At 75.4% G+C, this 16798-nt stretch carries 13 protein-coding genes; 8 read left to right on the top strand and 5 right to left on the bottom strand.

Going from position 1 to position 16798, the window contains the following annotated elements:
* Positions 1-23: 23 nt before the first annotated feature.
* From ACZ6S8_RS25155 to ACZ6S8_RS25145, 3 genes are all read right to left on the bottom strand, one after another.
* Entirely contained in the window at positions 24-1118 is a 1095-nt protein-coding gene (locus ACZ6S8_RS25155; RefSeq protein ID WP_469459284.1) for a lactonase family protein, read from the bottom strand.
* Positions 1119-1175: 57 nt separating this feature from the next.
* The gene (locus tag ACZ6S8_RS25150) at positions 1176-2312 is read right to left on the bottom strand and encodes a nitric oxide synthase oxygenase (RefSeq protein WP_469459282.1); all 1137 of its coding nucleotides are present in this window, start codon (positions 2310-2312) and stop codon (positions 1176-1178) included.
* 210 nt (positions 2313-2522) lie between these two features.
* A complete protein-coding gene (locus ACZ6S8_RS25145; protein ID WP_469459280.1) occupies positions 2523-3125 on the bottom strand; it encodes a GNAT family N-acetyltransferase in 603 nt (200 codons plus the stop codon).
* 154 nt (positions 3126-3279) lie between these two features.
* Between ACZ6S8_RS25145 and ACZ6S8_RS25140 the strand changes: the two genes are divergently transcribed.
* Entirely contained in the window at positions 3280-5616 is a 2337-nt protein-coding gene (locus ACZ6S8_RS25140) for a HelD family protein (protein ID WP_469459278.1), read from the top strand.
* 33 nt (positions 5617-5649) lie between these two features.
* Here the strand turns inward: ACZ6S8_RS25140 and ACZ6S8_RS25135 are convergent, their stop codons facing one another.
* Entirely contained in the window at positions 5650-7137 is a 1488-nt protein-coding gene (locus tag ACZ6S8_RS25135) for an FUSC family protein (protein ID WP_469459396.1), read from the bottom strand.
* Positions 7138-7351: 214 nt separating this feature from the next.
* Between ACZ6S8_RS25135 and ACZ6S8_RS25130 the strand changes: the two genes are divergently transcribed.
* The 6 genes from ACZ6S8_RS25130 (at position 7352) to ACZ6S8_RS25105 (ending at position 15093) form a co-directional block, all read left to right on the top strand.
* Positions 7352-7504 (top strand): hypothetical protein, encoded by a 153-nt coding sequence (locus ACZ6S8_RS25130; RefSeq protein ID WP_469459276.1) that lies wholly within the window; start codon positions 7352-7354, stop codon positions 7502-7504.
* Positions 7501-8055 carry an NUDIX hydrolase gene (locus ACZ6S8_RS25125; protein ID WP_469459274.1) on the top strand — a complete coding sequence of 185 codons (555 nt, stop codon included), beginning with the start codon at positions 7501-7503 and terminating at the stop codon, positions 8053-8055. The genes ACZ6S8_RS25130 and ACZ6S8_RS25125 overlap by 4 nt, the downstream gene beginning before the upstream one ends.
* A gap of 208 nt (positions 8056-8263) precedes the next feature.
* Positions 8264-10876 carry a class III lanthionine synthetase LanKC gene (gene lanKC, locus ACZ6S8_RS25120; RefSeq protein WP_469459272.1) on the top strand — a complete coding sequence of 871 codons (2613 nt, stop codon included), beginning with the start codon at positions 8264-8266 and terminating at the stop codon, positions 10874-10876.
* A gap of 37 nt (positions 10877-10913) precedes the next feature.
* Positions 10914-11048, top strand: a complete 135-nt coding sequence (locus ACZ6S8_RS25115; protein WP_469459270.1) for a SapB/AmfS family lanthipeptide — start codon at positions 10914-10916, stop codon at positions 11046-11048.
* Between the two features lie 218 nt (positions 11049-11266).
* Positions 11267-13252, top strand: a complete 1986-nt coding sequence (locus ACZ6S8_RS25110) for an ABC transporter ATP-binding protein (RefSeq protein ID WP_469459268.1) — start codon at positions 11267-11269, stop codon at positions 13250-13252.
* On the top strand, positions 13249-15093 hold the full coding sequence (locus tag ACZ6S8_RS25105; protein WP_469459266.1) for an ATP-binding cassette domain-containing protein: 1845 nt from the start codon (positions 13249-13251) through the stop codon (positions 15091-15093). The genes ACZ6S8_RS25110 and ACZ6S8_RS25105 overlap by 4 nt, the downstream gene beginning before the upstream one ends.
* Before the next feature lie 110 nt (positions 15094-15203).
* On the opposite strand, the gene ACZ6S8_RS25100 is transcribed toward ACZ6S8_RS25105, so the two are convergent.
* Entirely contained in the window at positions 15204-15812 is a 609-nt protein-coding gene (locus tag ACZ6S8_RS25100; RefSeq protein WP_383915573.1) for a response regulator transcription factor, read from the bottom strand.
* A 362-nt stretch (positions 15813-16174) separates the two neighbouring features.
* Here ACZ6S8_RS25100 and ACZ6S8_RS25095 point away from each other — a divergent pair, with 362 nt between their 5' ends.
* Positions 16175-16711 carry a MarR family winged helix-turn-helix transcriptional regulator gene (locus ACZ6S8_RS25095; RefSeq protein WP_469459263.1) on the top strand — a complete coding sequence of 179 codons (537 nt, stop codon included), beginning with the start codon at positions 16175-16177 and terminating at the stop codon, positions 16709-16711.
* The last annotated feature ends 87 nt before the right edge of the window (positions 16712-16798 follow it).

Raw genomic sequence — 16798 nt, 5'->3', positions numbered from 1 at the left:
AGCGCGTGCGTCGAGCGCGTGCGTCAGGCGAAGACCACGCAGGCGGCCGCGGGGACGGCGACCGAGCCCGCCCGGACCGGCCGGCCGGTCAGCGGGTCCACGTCGAACCAGGTGACGTCCCCCGAGCGTTCGTTGGCCGCGTACAGCCGGCGCCCCGAGGGGTCCGCGACGAGGTCGCGCGGCCAGCTGCCGCCGCAGTCGACGGTGCTCGTGAGCTGCGGCTCCTCGGCCCCTCCGGCGAGGGAGAAGGTGGCGATCGCGTCGGTGCCCCGGACGGCCGCCCAGAGGAAGCGCCCGTCGGGTCGGACGGCGACCGCCGAGGGATAGGGCCGTACGACGCCCGCAGCGGCCCCGGAGGCGACCGGAACCTCCGCCACCGGGTCGAGCCGCCCGGACGCCGGGTCCCAGCGGCAGACGGTCAGCTGCGGCTCCAGCTCGTGCAGGACGTAGACGACCCCGCCGCCCGGGTGGAACGCGAGGTGGCGCGGCCCGGTGCCGGCCCGGAGCGCGGTCTCGGTGTGCACCCGCAGCGCGCCGGTGGCCGGGTCGAGCGCGCAGACCCGTACCGAATCGGTGCCCAGGTCCACGCTGAGCACCCATCGGCCGGTCGGGTCGGGCAGCACCTGGTGGGCGTGCGGGCGCTCCTGGCGGCCGGCGTCCGGCCCGGAGCCCCGGTGCGCGAGGACCGAGGCCGGGCCGGCCGGAGCCCCGTCGGCGGCGAGCGGCAGGCTGCTGACGCTCCCGGAGGTGTAGTTCGCGGTGAAGAGCCGCCGCCCTGCCGTGCTGAGGTGCGTGGGACCGGAGCCGCCGACGTGGACGGCCGGGCCGAGCGGCTCCAGGCCCCCGGCGGTGGACCGGAAGGCGGCCACCGCGCCCCGCTCCGTCTCGCTCACCGCGTAGAGCACGCCGGTGTCCGGCGCGTAGGCCAGGTACGAGGGGTCTTCGACCGACCCGACGGCCGAGAGCACGGTCAGCGCCCCGGTGTGCGGATCCACGGCCGCGGTGGTGACCCCGCGTCCGCCCCCCGAGGTGAACGAGCCGATGTGGGCGCGGTGACCGCCGCCCGGGTCCGTACCGTCCACGCCGTCCACGCCGTCCACACTGTCGCCGCTGTCCACGGGGTTCGCCCTCTCCGCCGCTCTCGGATCCGATCGGAGCCGACGGTAACAGAAGGTCTAGACCAAATCCCGCCCGTGGGCCCGTTCCTGGGCACCGGGGTGGTGGACGTACGCCGTGCTGCTCGGCCGGTCGTCGTACGTGCGGTGGAAGACCGGGGTGGCCGAACCGGAGATCGGCGGCACGATCCAGGACCAGTCCGCGCCCACGTCACGGCCCTTGCGCTCCTCGCGCTCCACGTGGGTCAGGAACCGGCGGGACTCGGTGTGGTGGTCGGCGATGGTCACGCCGGCCCGGTCGAAGGAGTCCAGGACCGCGCGGTTCAGCTCCACCAGCGCGCGGTCCTTCCAGAGCGAGCGGTCGCTGGAGGTGTCCAGGCCCAGCCGGCGGGCGACGGCGGGCAGGAGGTTGTAGCGGTCGGTGTCGGCGAGGTTGCGGGCACCGATCTCGGTGCCCATGTACCAGCCGTTGAACGGGGCGGCCGGATAGTGGATGCCGCCGATCTCCAGGCACATGTTGGAAATGGCGGGTACCGCGTGCCAGCGCAGCCCCCAGGCTTCCCAGCCCGCGTCCTCGGGGTGCCGGATCGGGACTTCGAGGACGGCGTCGGCGGGGGTGTCGAACCAGCGCGGCTTGTCGTTCACCCCCTGGACGACCAGCGGGAGCAGGTCGAAGGGAGTGCCGGGTCCACCGGCCCAGCCGAGCCGGAGGAGGGCCTCGGTGAGCGGGGCGTTGCGGGCGTCCCCGACGGTCACGGAGGGGTGGTCGCCGTAGCCGGCGTAGCGGACCAGCTGTTCGCTCCAGATCAGCGGGCCGGGGCGGTCCGGGGCGTCCGGTGCGAAGACCGTCACGGTGGGCCGGACGCGGCCGCGGTTGGTCGCCTCCCGCAGGTGCGCGAAGCACTCGTCGGCGATCTCGTCGGCGGCGACGAGGTCCCGGCGGTCGCGCACCCGCAGGGAGTTCCAGTAGAGCCTGCCTATGCAGCGGTTGCTGTTGCGCCAGGCCACGCGCGCCCCGTGGACCAGCTCCTCCGGGGTGTGCCGGTAGGTACCCGTCTCCGCGAGCTCCTCCCGCACGGCGACGAGCCGGGCGTTCGGACCGCCGGCCTCCGGGTTCTCCCGGTGGAAGAGCCGGATGAACTCCTCGGCCGCCTCCCACACCCGAGCGGTGGTGAAGCGTTGTGGAGGTATTTCCATGACGGGCGATCCCCCCTGTCCGACCGGATCCACCCTGACCTGCGGGATGAATGCGCAATGAACCCCCACCCGTTGTACGTGTCGCAGGTCAGCGCCGTGCCGCAAGCGCGTACGGAACACACCTCCGAGTGGTCCGCGGCCGACGGGCTGCGGAACGGTGGAGCGTGGTCGTATCATCCGGCCCGGTCCGGCAGTTGGCCGCGCGGGGGCTCAGCGGCAGGGCCGGCTCATGTAGAGCGCCTGTTCGCCGGCGGCGGGCGTGCCGCCGTACAGGCTGGTGTCGAGGCCGCAGAGGGAGAACCCCATGCGCCGATAGGCGTGCACGGCCGGGGCGTTGACGGTGCTGACCTCCAGCCAGAGGTGCTCGGCGCCCCGTTCGCGGGCGAAGTCCGCGGCGCACTCCATGAGCCCGCGGCCGATGCCCCGCCCCCGGTCGTCCGGCGCGACCTCGATGTCCTCGACCGTCAGCCGCCGGTTCCAGGCGGAGTAGCCGACGGCGGCGAAACCGCAGACCCGGCCGCCGTCGAGGGCGACGTAGGTCCGCGCGTCCCCCGCGCTGTCCGGCCCGACGGCGCCGAGCGCCTGCTCGTCGTGCTCCTCGGGCGGGAACACCTTGCGCACCGGCGGGTCCACGGGCACCTCGCGGAGGGCGAAGCCGGCGTCGGTCACCGTCACCTCGAAGACGGTGGCGGTGGTGAAGGAGCTGTCCAGGGCCTCGATGGCGCCGGCGTCCCCGGGGCGGGCGGGCCGGTAGACGATGCCGTCAGCGGGGCCAGGTGCGGAGCCGGCTGCGGAACCGGATGCGGTGGTCATGGGAACCACGGTACGCAAAAAATCCCCCGGTCGAATTGGCTGGGCCAATTGACTGCCGAGGGATCGGTGAGCGTATATTTATCAGTTCACGACTTCACTGAACCTGAAGCCGTGGAGAAGCTTACGAGGACACCGTATCGCGGCAGGAGTGCAATTGTCAACCGAGGAATTCCGGAAAGAGCAGCAATTCGTCACCGGTCTCTATCGACGCCTCGACGACCTGCGCGACCAGGCCGAACGCGCGGTCGACGGCGCTTTGCGCGAGGTCGGCACCGGTTTCCAGGCGCGTCTGGAACGGGACGTCATGGTCGCCGAACAGTCGGGCCTGCTTTCCGCTCTGAATGCCGGGGAGAACGGCCTCTGTTTCGGCCGTCTGGAGTTCTCCGACGGCCGCGACCCCCACATCGGCCGGATCGGAATCCGTGCGGACGACGCCGACCGCACCCCGCTGGTCCTCGACTGGCGCGCCGAGGTCGCGCGCCCGTTCTACCTGGCCACCGGCCACACCCCCATGGGGCTGCGCCGGCGCCGGCACATCAGCACCCGGGGGCGTGAGGTCACGGCCCTGCACGACGAGATCCTCGACCTCGCCGACGCGGAACGCACCGGCCACGAGGGCGCCGACGCGGACGCCGTGCTGCTGGCCTCGCTCGACGCCGCCCGGACGGGCCGCATGCACGACATCGTGCGGACCATCCAGGCCGAACAGGACCGGGTGATCCGCTCCAGCCACCGCGGGGTGCTGGTCGTCGAGGGCGGTCCCGGCACCGGGAAGACCGCCGTCGCGCTGCACCGCGCCGCCTACCTGCTGTACGCCCACCGCGAGCTGCTGGCCAAGCGCGGGGTGCTGATCGTCGGCCCGGGCCCCGCCTTCCTCGGATACATCGGCGGGGTCCTCCCGGCGCTCGGCGAGACGGGCGTGCTGCTCGCGACGCCGGGCGAGCTGTTCCCCGGCGTCCGCGCCACCGGAACCGACCGTCCCGGCGCCGCCGCGGTCAAGGGCCGGGCCGCGATGGCCGGGGTGCTGGCCCGGGTGGTGGCCGACCGGCAGTGCCTGCCGGAGACCCTGCCGGCGGACAGCGGCGAGGAGTTCGACACCGTTCCCGAGCCCGCCCTGGAGATCGACCACGACGACTACGGGGTCCTGCTGCTGGACCGCACCATCGCCCACGCGGCCCGGGACCATGCCCGCGCCACCGGACTGCCGCACAACCGGGCGCGGCCCGCGTTCGCCTTCCGGGTGGTCGACGCCCTCACGGCCCAGCTCGTGGACCGGCTGGGCGCCGACCCGTACGGCGGGCCGAACCTGCTCGGCCCCGACGACGTCGCCCAGATCGGCAAGGAGATCGCCATAAGCCCGGCCGTGCACGCCGCGGTCGACGCGCTGTGGCCCTCCCTCACCCCCGAGCGGCTGGTCCGCGACTTCCTGGCCGGCCCCACCCACCTGCCGGCGCACGAGGCGGCCCTGATCCGGCGCGAGGACACCGGCGCCGCCGCGGACTGGACGCCGGCCGACGTACCGCTGCTGGACGAGGCCGCCGAACTCCTCGGGGAGGACGACGCCCCCCTGCGGGCCGCGCAGGAGCGGGAGCGGCGGGAGCGCGTCGCGTACGCGCAGGGAGTGCTGGACCTCTCGCAGGGCTCGGACTCGTACGAGTTCGAGGACGAGGAGAACGAGTTCCTCGCGGCGCACGACATCATCGACGCCGAGCGGATGGCCGAGCGCTACGAGGAGGCCGACCACCGGAGCACCGCGGAGCGCGCCGCTGCGGACCGGACCTGGGCGTTCGGCCACGTCATCGTGGACGAGGCGCAGGAGCTGTCGGAGATGGCGTGGCGGCTGCTGATGCGCCGCTGTCCGACGCGGTCGATGACCCTGGTCGGCGACCCCGCGCAGACGGCGGAAGAGGCGGGGTGCGGGGCGTGGGAGCGCGCCCTCGCCCCGTACGTGGGCGACCGCTGGGAGCTGGTCCGGCTGGACGTGAACTACCGCACGCCCGCCGAGATCATGGAGGTGGCGGCGGCGGTGCCGCGGGAGCGCGACCCCGCCTTCGAGCCGCCGCGCTCGGTGCGGTCGACCGGCGTGCGGCCCTGGGCGCGCGCCGCGGGCGAGGACCTGGCGGGAGACGTCGCGCGGGCCGTGGAGCAGGAGCTGGGCGAGCGGGACGGGGCTGAGCGAGGGCGGCCGGAGCGGGGGCGGCTCGCGGTCATCGCCCCGCGCGCGCTGCACGCCGGGCTGGCCGCCGTCCTGCCCGGTGTCCGGGCGGGGGCCGAGCCGGACCTGACGCGGGAGGTGGTGCTCCTCGACCCCCGGCAGGCGAAGGGGCTGGAGTTCGACACCGTGGTCGTGGTGGAGCCGGCCGCGCTGGAGCCGAGCGACCTGTACGTGGCGCTGACCCGCGCGACGCAGTCCCTCGGCGTGGTGCACACGGCGGGCCGGCTGCCGGCGGGGCTGGCCGGGGCACCGCCGGAGCTGCTGCGGCGCTGCTGAGGGCGGGGCCCGTACGGCTGGGGCCCCGGCGGCTCAGGCGCGGACCAGCGGGCTCCGGGGGTCGCTGCGCAGGGGCGCCGCCAGCTCGGCGAGGGCACGCTCCAGGCCGTGCAGGTGGACCAGGGCGGCCGGCTCGGTGGCGGCAGGGCGGACCGGGGTGGGCCGCTCCAGCTCCCGTTCGCCCGCCGTGAGCGCCTCGACCGCGGCCTCGACGCGCCAGCAGGCGGCCGCCAGCCGGGCGTCGTGGGAGGCCGCCGGGTCGGCGGCGACCGCCGCCAGGCCGCGCACCTCGCGCGCACAGGCGTCCAGCAGGGCGATGACCTGGCGCGCCCGCGCCTTGCGGGCCCGGAACGGGCTGAGCGGGTGCACCAGCGGGGCGAGGGCCATCCGCACCCGCGCGAGCAGCAGCTCCAGTTCGGCGGCGTGCGGGGTGGGGTCGGCCCCGGCGGTGCCGGCGAGGCGGGCGGCCGCCTCGCCGGTGGCCGCGTGCACGCAGCGCAGGGCGCGCTGGATCCAGGCGTGGTTGGTGGCGTGGGTGGTGACGGGGAGCACCAGGACCACGGCGAGGGCGGCTCCGACGGCGCCGATGGCGGTCTCCTGGAAGCGCAGGAGCAGCAGGCCCGGGTGCAGGACCCCGAGGAGCCCGTAGAGCAGTCCGGCCATGACGGTGACGAAGAACATCATCCAGGAGTACGAGGGGGCCGCCGTGTAGAAGATCCCGAAGACGCACACGGCGACCAGGGCGGCGGTGGGCGCCGGCGCCCCGTGCAGCGGTACGGCGATCAGCAGCCCGGCGGCGATGCCGAGGACGGTGCCGACGACGCGGCGGAAGCCGCGGACCAGCGTCTCGCCCCGGGAGGCGGTGTTCACGAAGATCCACCAGGCGGTGCCGACGGCCCAGTACCAGCGGTCCTCGGAGAGCGCCTGGCCGATGCCGAGGGCGAAGGAGCAGGCGAGCGTGGCCTGGAAGGCCTGCCGTGTGGTGGGCCGGGCGATCCCGGAGCCCGGCAGCCCGGGCGGGGCGGCGGCGGGCGGGGTGCGGCGCTCGATGGGCCACAGCACGAAGCGCACGGCGGCGGACGCGACCAGGGCCAGGCCGACGGCGGCGTACAGCTCGGGGAGCTGGCCGGGTACGGCGTGCAGGAACTGCGTCACGAAGAACATCATGAAGGCGAAGATCCCGAGGGCGTGTCCGCGCGGGCCGAAGCGGCGGGCGTAGACCCCGGCGAACACGACGGCGAGGAACGCGCCGTCCCGGGCGAGGGGCACCCCGTGCAGGGTGGTGGCCAGCGCCAGCACCGGGAACCCGGCGACCGGCAGCAGGGCGGTGGTGATCCGCTGGGCGCGCACGGTGGGGTCGAGCACGGTGAAGAGGGCGAGCAGGGCCGCCAGTCCCCCGGTGATGGAGGCGGTCAGGGAGAGCCCGGCGACCTCGGCCGTCACGACGGCCAGAGCGACGCCGACGACGGCGCGGGACGAGTTCCTCAGCCTCAGGCGCCCCGGATCCGGAGCCACGAACATCCTCTTCACGGCGGTGTGCCGCCCCCCTTGCGATGGCGCACGCCGGGCGCGGTCCGCCCGGGGTGGTGGGCGGCGTACGGGCACGGCGAAGGCGCCGCGCTCCGAACCGGCTTCGTTGCCGTCCGGCGCTGCGCGGCGCCGTAAGTACATGGATACGCCACAGATAACCACCCGGAGGGGCAATGGCTCAACCGGACTCCGGCAGACTGGACCAATGGCACAGTCCGGAGCCCCGGCCGTCGGCCACCGGGGGACCAACGGACCGCCCGCCGGCCTGCCGTCCACGGGAACCGGTGCCGCCGCTCCGGAGGCCGACCCGGTCGGGTGGTGCCGGGTGCCGTTCCCGTGGGTCAGGATGGCCGGATGAACCGGGAGACGGGCCGTGGGGCCGGGGCGGGCGCAGAGGGATCGGGCGCGGGCGGGGCGGGCGCAGAGGGATCGGGCGCGGGCGGGGCGGAGCCGGGTGGTTTCCGGCTGGCGGCGTACGGCGTGTGCGTCGAGGACGGGCGGGTCCTGCTCGCCCGGCACTCGTCGGGCTGCTGGACCCTTCCGGGCGGCAGGGTCGAGCACGCGGAGGACCCGTTCGACGCGGTGGTCCGGGAGTTCGCCGAGGAGACCGGCTGCGACGCCGTGGTCGAACGGCTGCTGGGAGTCGACTCCCGGGTGATCCCCGCGTCGGAGGCACGGGCGGGGGTCGCGCACCAGAACGTGGGCGTGTACTACCGGGTCCGCATCACCGGAGGCCTGTTCCGGCCCGAGCCGAACGGCGAGATCGTCGCGTCGGTGTGGACGCCGTTCGCCGAGGTCGCCGGCCTGCGCCGGTCGTCCCTGGTCGACGTCGGCATCGACCTGGCGCGGACCCGCCCGGCCACCGGCCGCGTCGCCCCGGTCCCGGTCACCGGGCTGGTCGAGCACTGAGGTGGGGCTCCGTCCGATCCGGCCCGGGCGGGCTCCGGTGCGGCGGGATGTTTATCAATGATCAGAACAGCCCTCCTCTGATCATTTTCTGATCGTTCTCCCGTCAAGTGACGCATGCGTACTGCACACCCCGTCGGTGACAGCCGTGACTGTCGCGGTGACTCCTGCGAGTGGCACGGTAAGTCCGCAGCCGACCGAGGGAGCAGGAGTGAACAAGGGGTACGCCGCCTTCTGCGACGCCGACCGGTGGTTCTACGACGCGCCGTACCGGCGGGCCGAGGAGAACTACCGGGCCGCGCTCGCCGCAGTACCGCAGGGGTGGCAGTCGCACCGCAGCGGGGACTGGTACGCCTTGCGGCCCCTCGGATGCGAACTGCCCTCCCAGGGCTGGAAGATCCACGTCTCCGCCTGCCTCGACAACGCCGAGTCGGTGCTGGAGCGGGTGTACGAGTACTGCACCGCGCGGCACATCGCCTTCAAGTTCGTGCCGAACCGCTACCTGCTGCACCTGCGCAACGCCAAGTACGCCGACCGCGCCGCGAGCGGCAAGTTCCTGACCGTGTACCCGGCCGATGAAGAGCAGTGCCGGCGGATCGCCGAGGACCTCGACGCCCTGCTGGCCGGCGAGCCCGGCCCGTACATCCTGAGCGACCTGCGCTGGGGCGCCGGTCCCGTGCACCTGCGCTACGGCAGCTTCACCCTGCGGCACTGCTACGACGAGCACGGCACGCTGGTCCCCGCGATCGAGGACCCGGACGGCGTGCTGGTGCCGGACCCGCGCGGTCCGGTGTTCCAGCCGCCGGCCTGGCTCGACCTTCCCGGCTTCCTGAAGCCGCACCTGGACGCGCGCTCCGCCGTCACCCTCGGCTCCGTGCCCTACACGGTGGAGCGGGCCCTGCACTTCTCCAACGGCGGCGGGGTGTACGCCGGACGCGACACCCGAAGCGACGAGCCGGTGGTGCTCAAGGAGGCCCGGCCGCACGCGGGGCTCGCCGCCGACGGCGCCGACGCCGTGACCCGGCTGCACCGGGAGCGGACGGCCCTCGAACGGCTGGCCGGGCTGGGCTGCGTACCGGCGGTCCGCGGCACCTTCACGGTCGGCGACCACCACTTCCTGGCCATGGAGTACCTGAAGGGCAAGCCGCTCAGCAGCTACTTCGCCCACCGGCACCCGCTCATCGAGGCGGACCCGGATCCAGCGGAGCTCGCCTCCTACACGGACTGGGCTCTGAAGATCCACCGCCTGGTGACGGAGGCCGTGGACGCCGTGCACGCCCGCGGGGTGGTCTTCAACGACCTGCACCTCTTCAACATCATGGTCGCGGAGGACGAGGCGGGCGAACCGTCCGTCGCGCTCCTGGACTTCGAGGCCGCCGCGCACATCGACGAGGGGCTGCGGCAAACGGTCGCCAATCCGGCGTTCGTCGCGCCGCCCGGCCGGCGCGGCTTCGCCGTGGACCGCTACGCCCTCGCCTGCCTGCGGCTCGCCCTGTTCCTGCCGCTGACGAGCCTGCTCGTACTGGACCGGGCGAAGGCGGTGCACCTGGCCGACATCGCCGCCGAGCAGTTCCCCGTACCGCGCCGGTTCCTCGACGAGGCCGTCGAGGAGATCCTCGCCGGTCCGGACGGGGCGACGCCCGCGGCCGTGGCCGGCGGCGGGCGGATACCCGCCCCGGACGGGCCCTACCTCCCCGTGGAGCCCGGCGACTGGGCGGCGGCCCGGGACTCGATGACGGCGGCGATCCGCGCCTCGGCCACCCCCGACCGCGATGACCGGCTCTTCCCCGGCGACATCGCCCAGTTCGCGGCGGAGGGCGGCGGGATCGGCTTCGGGTACGGCGCGGCCGGGGTGCTGTACGCGCTGGCCGAGACCGGGTCCGCGCCCTGGCCCGAGGCCGAGGAATGGCTGCTGGCCAGGACCAAGACACCGGGCTCGGGGACGCCGCTCGGCTTCTACGACGGGCTCGCCGGAACCGCGTGGACCCTGGAGCGGCTCGGCCACCGGGACAGAGCGCTCGCGCTCGCCGAGCAGCTGTTGCGCCAGCCCTGGCAGGACGTCGGTCCGGACCTGCACGGCGGACTCGCCGGCATCGGACTGGCCCTGGACTCGCTCGGCACCTCGACCGGGGAGGGCGCCCTGCACGACGCGGCGGTGCGCTGCGCCGAGCTGGCCGCCCGCTCCGCCCCCGGCCTGACCCGCGCGGGCCTGCTGCACGGCGGGTCCGGCCCGGCACTGCTCTTCGTCCGGCTGTACGAGCGCACCGGCGACCGGGACTACCTGTCGCACGCCAGCCGCGCCCTGCACCGCGACCTCGACCGCTGCGTGACCAGCGTGTTCGGCACGCTCCAGGTGGACGAGGGCCGGCGCACGATGCCCTACCTGGGCGCGGGCAGCGTGGGCATCGGGATGGTGCTGGACGACTGGCTGGGGCACGGCACGGACCCGCGGTTCGAGCAGGCCCGGCTGGAGATCGTACGGGCCGCCCAGGCGACCTTCTACGCGCAGCCCGGGCTCTTCCGCGGAGCCGCCGGAATGGTCCTCCACCTGGCGCGGACCACCACGCCGGGACCCGGCACCCGGGATGCCGACATAGCCCGCCAGATCGACGCACTGGCCCGGCACGCAGTGCCGTACCAGGGCCGTCTGGCCTTTCCCGGCGAGCAGTTGATGCGCCTGTCCATGGACTTGTCCACGGGCACCGCGGGCGCCCTGCTCGCCCTCGGCGGCGCCGCGCCCGGCGGGCGCGCGCAGCTGCCGTTCCTCCCGCCTCCGCGGCGCGCCGCGCAGGCCCCAGAGCCGGTCCCGAACCCGGGGCCGTGACCCATCGGAACACTCCTTCGAAGAAGAGGAAAACGACATGACCCTTCTCGACCTGCAGTCGATGGAAACCCCCAAGGAAGAGATCACCGAGGCCGGACTCACCGGCGGCGGCAGCCGCGCCAGCCTGCTCCTCTGCGGAGACAGCAGCCTGAGCATCACGACCTGTAACTGACCCAGGTCGTTCCCGGGCCCGGGCGGTTCGCCGCCCGGGCCCGCACCACATCCCATCCCGTCCCATCCCGTCACACGCACCACGTCACGCACCGGTGTCGGGCATCGTGTCCGGTGCCGGTGTCCGTTCCGTTCCGCCTGTCTGCCTGTCTGCCTGTCTGCCTGTCTGCCTGTCTGCCTGCGCCCGATGTCCGCACCACACGTCTGGAGCATCCGCCGATGACCCCGCCCGATCCCACCGGCGAGGCGGCGCTCGCGCAGAGCGGTGACCGGGCCCTGGTGGCCGCCGCCCGGCACACCGCCGGGCGGACCGCGGCCGTCGGCGCGTGCTCGGTCGCCGCCGCCGTGGCGGCCCTCGCCGAGCCGGCCGTCCTCGGCCACACCCTCGACCTTCTCCTGCGGCGCGATCCCGCCGGCCCCGCGTGGACCGCCTGGTGCGCCGCCATCGTCCTCGCCGAGGTCCTGCTGGACGCCCTGACGACCCGGCTGACCGGGCAGGTGGACGGCCGTTCCACGGCCTGGCTGCGCCGCCTCGGGCTGGCCCGGCTGCTGGGCACCGCCCCGCACCACGCGAAGCGTCACGCGCCCGGGGAACTCGCGGCCCGGCTGACCGCCCACGCCACCGAGGCGGGTACCGCGCCGGCCGCCGCGGCCGGCGCGGTCGCCTCGTTGCTGCCCCCGCTCGGCGGGGTCGTGGCCCTCTTCCTCATCGACGTCTGGACGGCGCTCGCCTTCGTCGCCGGCATCCCGCTGCTGGCCGTCCTGTTGCGCGCCTTCGCCCGGGACTCGGCCGCCAGTGTCTCCCGCTACCAGCGGGTGCAGCTCGTGATGGCGGGCCGGCTCGTCGAGGCCCTCGCCGGGGCCCGGACCATCGCCGCCGCAGGCACCGTGGGCCGCGAACGCGCCCGGATCCTGGCCGGACTGCCCGAACTCGGCGTCGAGGGACGGCAGATGTGGCGGGTCTACGGCGGCACGACCGCCCGCACCTCGGCCCTCATGCCACTGCTGCTGTACGCGGTCCTCGCCGTGGGCGGCATGCGTCTCGCGGCCGGCGCACTGGGGGTCGGCGCTCTGCTCGCCGCCGTCCGGTACGCGGGCCTGGCGGCCGGGGTCGGCGCCGTCACCGGCCGGCTCGCCGCGGTGGTGCGCGGCCGGGCCGCCGCCCGGCGCACCGCCGCCCTCTTCCTCCTCCCCGAACTCACCTACGGGACGGCCGTGTTGCCCGAGGGCGGGCCGGGAGCGCTGGAGCTGCGCGGCGTCCGCGTGGAACGTGCCGGGAAGACGGTCCTGGACGGCGTCGACCTGCTGGTGCCCGGCGGCGCCACCGTCGCCGTCGTGGGCCGGTCCGGATCGGGCAAGACGCTGCTCGCCGCCGTGGCCGGGCGCCTCACCGACCCCGACGCCGGGGAGGTGCTCCTCGACGGGGTCCCGCTGGCACGGCTCTCGGAGCGGGCGCTGCGGTCCGAGGTGGGTCACGCCTTCGACCGGCCGGCGCTGCTGGGCGGGACCGTGGCCGGCGCGGTCGCCTTCGGCGCGGAGCCGCCGCCGAGCCCCGAGGAGGTGGGGGCCGCGATCCGGGCGGCCGGCGCCGAGCCGTTCGTACGGCGGCTGCCCGACGGCTGCGACACCCCGCTGGCCGACGCCCCGCTCTCGGGCGGCGAGTTCCAACGCCTCGGCCTGGCGCGGGCGTTCCTGAACCCGGGGCGACTGCTCGTGCTCGACGACGCCACATCGGGCCTCGACACCGTCACCGCGCGCGAGGTCGAGCGCGCGCTGGCGCACGCGGTCCGGCCGGGCACCCGGATCGTGGTGGCGCACCGGATCTCCTCGGCGGCCCGGGCCGATCTGGTGGTCTGGCTGGAGGACGGCCGGGTCAGGGGGGCGGGGGGGCACGCCGCGCTGTGGCAGGACCCGGCGTACCGGGCGGTGTTCGCGGCCCCCGCGGACGGCGGTACGGCTACGGACCAGGAGACTGCCACGGACCGGGGGGCGGCCACGGACCGGGGGGCGGCCTCTGATCAGGGGGCCGGAGCCGGACCGGGGGCGAAGGACGGGCCGACGGCCGGAGCCGGAGCACGGCCCGGTGCCGACCCGGCGGCAGCGGCCGAACCGGCGACGCGGCCCGGAGCCGGGCCCTCCGTACGGAAGCCGGAGGCCGCGCCGGAACCCGGGCCGCGGACCGCCGTCGGGGAGGCCGCCGTATGAGCGGCGGCGAGGGCTCCTGGGGGCGGGTGGGGCCGGAGGCCCGCCGGTTCCTGCGCGGCCGCACCCGTACGCTCGGCACGCTGGCGCTGTGGTCGCTGCTGGAGTCCGCGCACACCTTCCTCGGCGGGTACGGCGTGGCCCGCGCGCTCGACGACGGCTTCCTCGCGGGGCACACCGGAACCGGACTCGCCTGGCTCGGCGTCGCCGGGGCGGGCGCACTGCTCGGCGGGATCGCGCTGCGCGGGGTGTTCGGCGGGCTCGCCGACCTCGTGGAACCGCTGCGGGACGGCCTGGTGCGCCGGGCCGTGCGCCACGCCCTGGACCGGGCGGTGGACGATCCGTCCCGCGGCGCCGACGCGAGCGCCGTGTCCCGGCTGACGCAGCAGACCGAGATGGCGCGGGACTCCTTCGCCGGGCTGGTGCTGACGGCCCGCTCCTTCCTGTTCACCACCGTGGGCGCGCTGGCCGGCATGGCCGCGCTGGCGCCCGTCCTGCTGGTGGTGGTGATCCCCCCGCTGCTGCTGGGGCTGGCGGCGTTCCTGGCCACGCTGCGCCCCATGGCGGCCGTGCAGCGCGAGGCCCTGGACACCGACGAGGCCCTGGCCGCGCGGGTGGGCGAACTGGCCGCGGGGCTGCGCGACGTGGTGGCCTGCGGAGCCGGCGGCGCGGCGGCGGCCGGGGTGGATCCGCTGATCGGCGCCCAGGCGCGGCTCACCGCGCGGCTCGCCCGCTGGGGCGCCGTCCGGACGCTGGCCCTCGGCTGCGCGGGGCGGGCGCCCGTCATCGCCCTGCTGGCCGCCACGCCCTGGCTGCTCGGCCGGGGCGTCACCGCCGGGACCCTGGCCGGCGCCCTGACGTACCTCGTGCAGTCGCTGCTGCCCGCCCTCAACACCCTGATGGCCGCGCTCGGTTCCGCCGGGACCCGGCTGGTGGTGGTGCTGGACCGGTTCTGCACGCCGCAGGACCCGGCCCCGCAGGCCCCGGCCCCGCAGGGGCCCCCGCCGCCCGGGCCCGCGGACGCCCGGCCGGCATCAGCGCGGGCCGTCCCGCGCCCGGACCCAGACCCGGCGCCCGTGCCCGCCCCGGCGCGGCCGGGCGCGCCCGCCGCCGCCGAACTGCGCGGCGTGGGCTTCGCGTACGGGCCGCACGCGCACCCCGTACTGGACGCGCTGGACCTGACGCTGCGGCCCGGCGAGCACCTGGCGGTGGTCGGCCCGAGCGGGATCGGCAAGTCCACGCTGGCCGCCCTGCTCGCCGGGATGCTCGCACCCGACCGGGGCACGGTGCTGGTGGCCGGCGCCCCGGCCCGGCCGCGGCCGGGCGGGGCCCCGGACCCGCGGCGGACGCTGCTGCCGCAGCAGGCGTACGTGTTCACCGGCACCGTCCGCGAGAACCTGACCCACCTGTGCCCCGATCCGGAGGCCGTGCCGGAGGCCCGGCTGGGGCGGGCCGCGGTTGCGCTGGGGGCGGCGGACCTGCTGGAGCGGCTCGGCGGGCTCGACGCGGTCGTCGACCCCGGGGCACTGTCCCAGGGCGAGCGCCAGCTGCTGGCCCTGACCGCCGCCCACCTCTCCCCCGCCCCGCTGCTCCTGCTCGACGAGGCCACCTGCCACCTCGATCCGCGGGCCGAGGAACGCGCCGAGCGGGCGCTGGCGTCCCGCCCCGGCACCCTGGTCGTGGTGGCGCACCGGATCTCGTCGGCGGTTCGGGCCGACCGGGTCCTCGTGCTCGACGGGACCCGGGCGGTGTGCGGCACGCACGCGGAACTCCCGGCCAGGTCGCCCCTGTACCGGGATCTCGTCGGGATGTGGGGCGCGGACGGCGGGGTCGCGCCGGGCTGAGGACGGCCGGATCGCACCGGGTCGCACCGGGTCGCCGGGGGCGGCGTGCGCCGGGGCGGGGGCGGCCGGGTCGCGTGGGGCCGGACCGCCCGCGTGCGCCGGGCGCGGGGTTACACCCAGCCCTTCCGGCGGGATATGCGTATCGCGTCGATACGGTTGCGGGCGCCGGTCTTGCGGGTCACGGCGGCCATGTAGTTGCGCACCGTTCCGCTGGCCAGGTGCAGGGAGCGGGCGATCTCGGCGACGGAGTCGCCCTCGGCGGCGCGGGCCAGCACGCTCAGCTCGCGCGGGCTGAGCGGCACCGGGTCGGCCTCCATGAACGCGGAGGCCAGGGACGCGTCGATGAACCGCTCGCCGGCGGCGAGCTTGCGCACGGCGCGGACGAGCCGGCCGGGGGAGCCGTCCTTGTCCACGTATCCGCGGGCCTCGGCCTGGAAGGCCCGTCCGAGCGTGCCCGGCGTACCGGCGGTCGCCAGCACGAGGAGCGGGGTGGGCGGGGCCAGCACGCGGCGACGGGAGCGGCCGTCCCCCGCCAGGACGGCCGTCGCCCCCGGACAGTCCACGTCGACGACCGCCACGTCCGGGCATAACGTCTCCGCGCGCCGCGCGGCCGTGTGCCACCCCGCCGACGTGACGTCGAAGTCCCCCTCGGATCTCAGCAGGGCGGCGAGGGCGGACCCGACGAGGCTGACACTGTGCAGAACGAGCACTTTCGTCATCACTGACTCTCCTTGGGGACGGACTGCCGAGCGGCATCAAGCGGCTGCCCCGGTACCACCCGGGCGGAACGTGGTCGCAGGGGGCGTGCGGGGGCGCATGGCCGGAATGGGGCGCCCCTCCCGTGCAGCCGCACGCCGCCGTGCCCACCTGGTGCTCCGCGATCGCCCCGGCGCGGGGTGCGTTCGCCCCCGTCGGCCCCCTCACCCGCACGAGGGAGCCGCACATGCCGCTCGACCCGCCCGGTTTCGGCCATGTTGGCGGCCTCTCGCGGCGCCGGACGGAGCCGTTGCACAGCCCTCGTCCACGTCACCACGCGCTGTTATCGTGCAGCGCCCGGAAGACCTACGGAGGGGGACCAACGGTGACGCGCACGGGGGAAACGGGAGAGGCGGAGGCGTTCAGCCGTGCCGCGGTGGCGGTCTTCCGGCTGAACGGACGCTTCACCGCGGCGCTCGACCGGCTCGCCCTCCCCAGCGGGCTCAGCGCCGCGCGCTGGCAGATACTCAGCTCGGTCGCCGGCGAGCACCTGTCGGTATCGGACGTCTCCCGGCGGGTGGGGACCTCCCGGCAGAGCGTCCAGCGGATCGCGGACCTGCTGGTGGCGCAGGGTCTCGCGGCCTACTCGGACAATCCCGCCCACCGGCGGGCCAAGCTGCTCGGCGCCACCGAGCAGGGCCTGGCCGCGATGCGGGAGGTCGACGCCTGCCTCGCCGAACTGACCCGGCAGCTGTGCGAGCGGCTCGGCGGAGAGGACGAGACCCGGCGCTTCTCCGAGGTGCTGCGCGGGCTGTCGGACACCCTGGCCTCCCTCCCCGCCGCGGAAGTGCCCGCTCCGCGGCCGAAAACCCGACACCGGAAGAGTCGACCGGAAAACGCCCTTATTTTTCCCAACTGTTGACTGCACCGGGGATTCCTCTTTGCGGTAGCGTTCCGGCCTGAAGCGGGGGCTTCACTGCCGGGGGATCTTTTGAATCGGTTTGTCTTC

The organism is Streptomyces sp. NPDC048461 (assembly GCF_055587105.1).
Note: the sequence above shows the minus strand (reverse complement) of the source record. Positions and strands in the feature narration are given on the sequence as shown.

Bases quoted from the DNA above. Each gene is read 5' to 3' on its own strand.
- ACZ6S8_RS25150 (WP_469459282.1), bottom strand. From the start codon at position 2,312: ATGGAAATACCTCCACAACGCTTCACCACCGCTCGGGTGTGGGAGGCG.
- ACZ6S8_RS25145 (WP_469459280.1), bottom strand. From the start codon at position 3,125: ATGACCACCGCATCCGGTTCCGCAGCCGGCTCCGCACCTGGCCCCGCT.
- ACZ6S8_RS25135 (WP_469459396.1), bottom strand. From the start codon at position 7,137: ATGTTCGTGGCTCCGGATCCGGGGCGCCTGAGGCTGAGGAACTCGTCC.
- ACZ6S8_RS25130 (WP_469459276.1), top strand. From the start codon at position 7,352: ATGGCACAGTCCGGAGCCCCGGCCGTCGGCCACCGGGGGACCAACGGA.
- ACZ6S8_RS25125 (WP_469459274.1), top strand. From the start codon at position 7,501: ATGAACCGGGAGACGGGCCGTGGGGCCGGGGCGGGCGCAGAGGGATCG.
- ACZ6S8_RS25115 (WP_469459270.1), top strand. From the start codon at position 10,914: ATGACCCTTCTCGACCTGCAGTCGATGGAAACCCCCAAGGAAGAGATC.
- ACZ6S8_RS25110 (WP_469459268.1), top strand. From the start codon at position 11,267: ATGACCCCGCCCGATCCCACCGGCGAGGCGGCGCTCGCGCAGAGCGGT.
- ACZ6S8_RS25105 (WP_469459266.1), top strand. From the start codon at position 13,249: ATGAGCGGCGGCGAGGGCTCCTGGGGGCGGGTGGGGCCGGAGGCCCGC.
- ACZ6S8_RS25100 (WP_383915573.1), bottom strand. From the start codon at position 15,812: ATGACGAAAGTGCTCGTTCTGCACAGTGTCAGCCTCGTCGGGTCCGCC.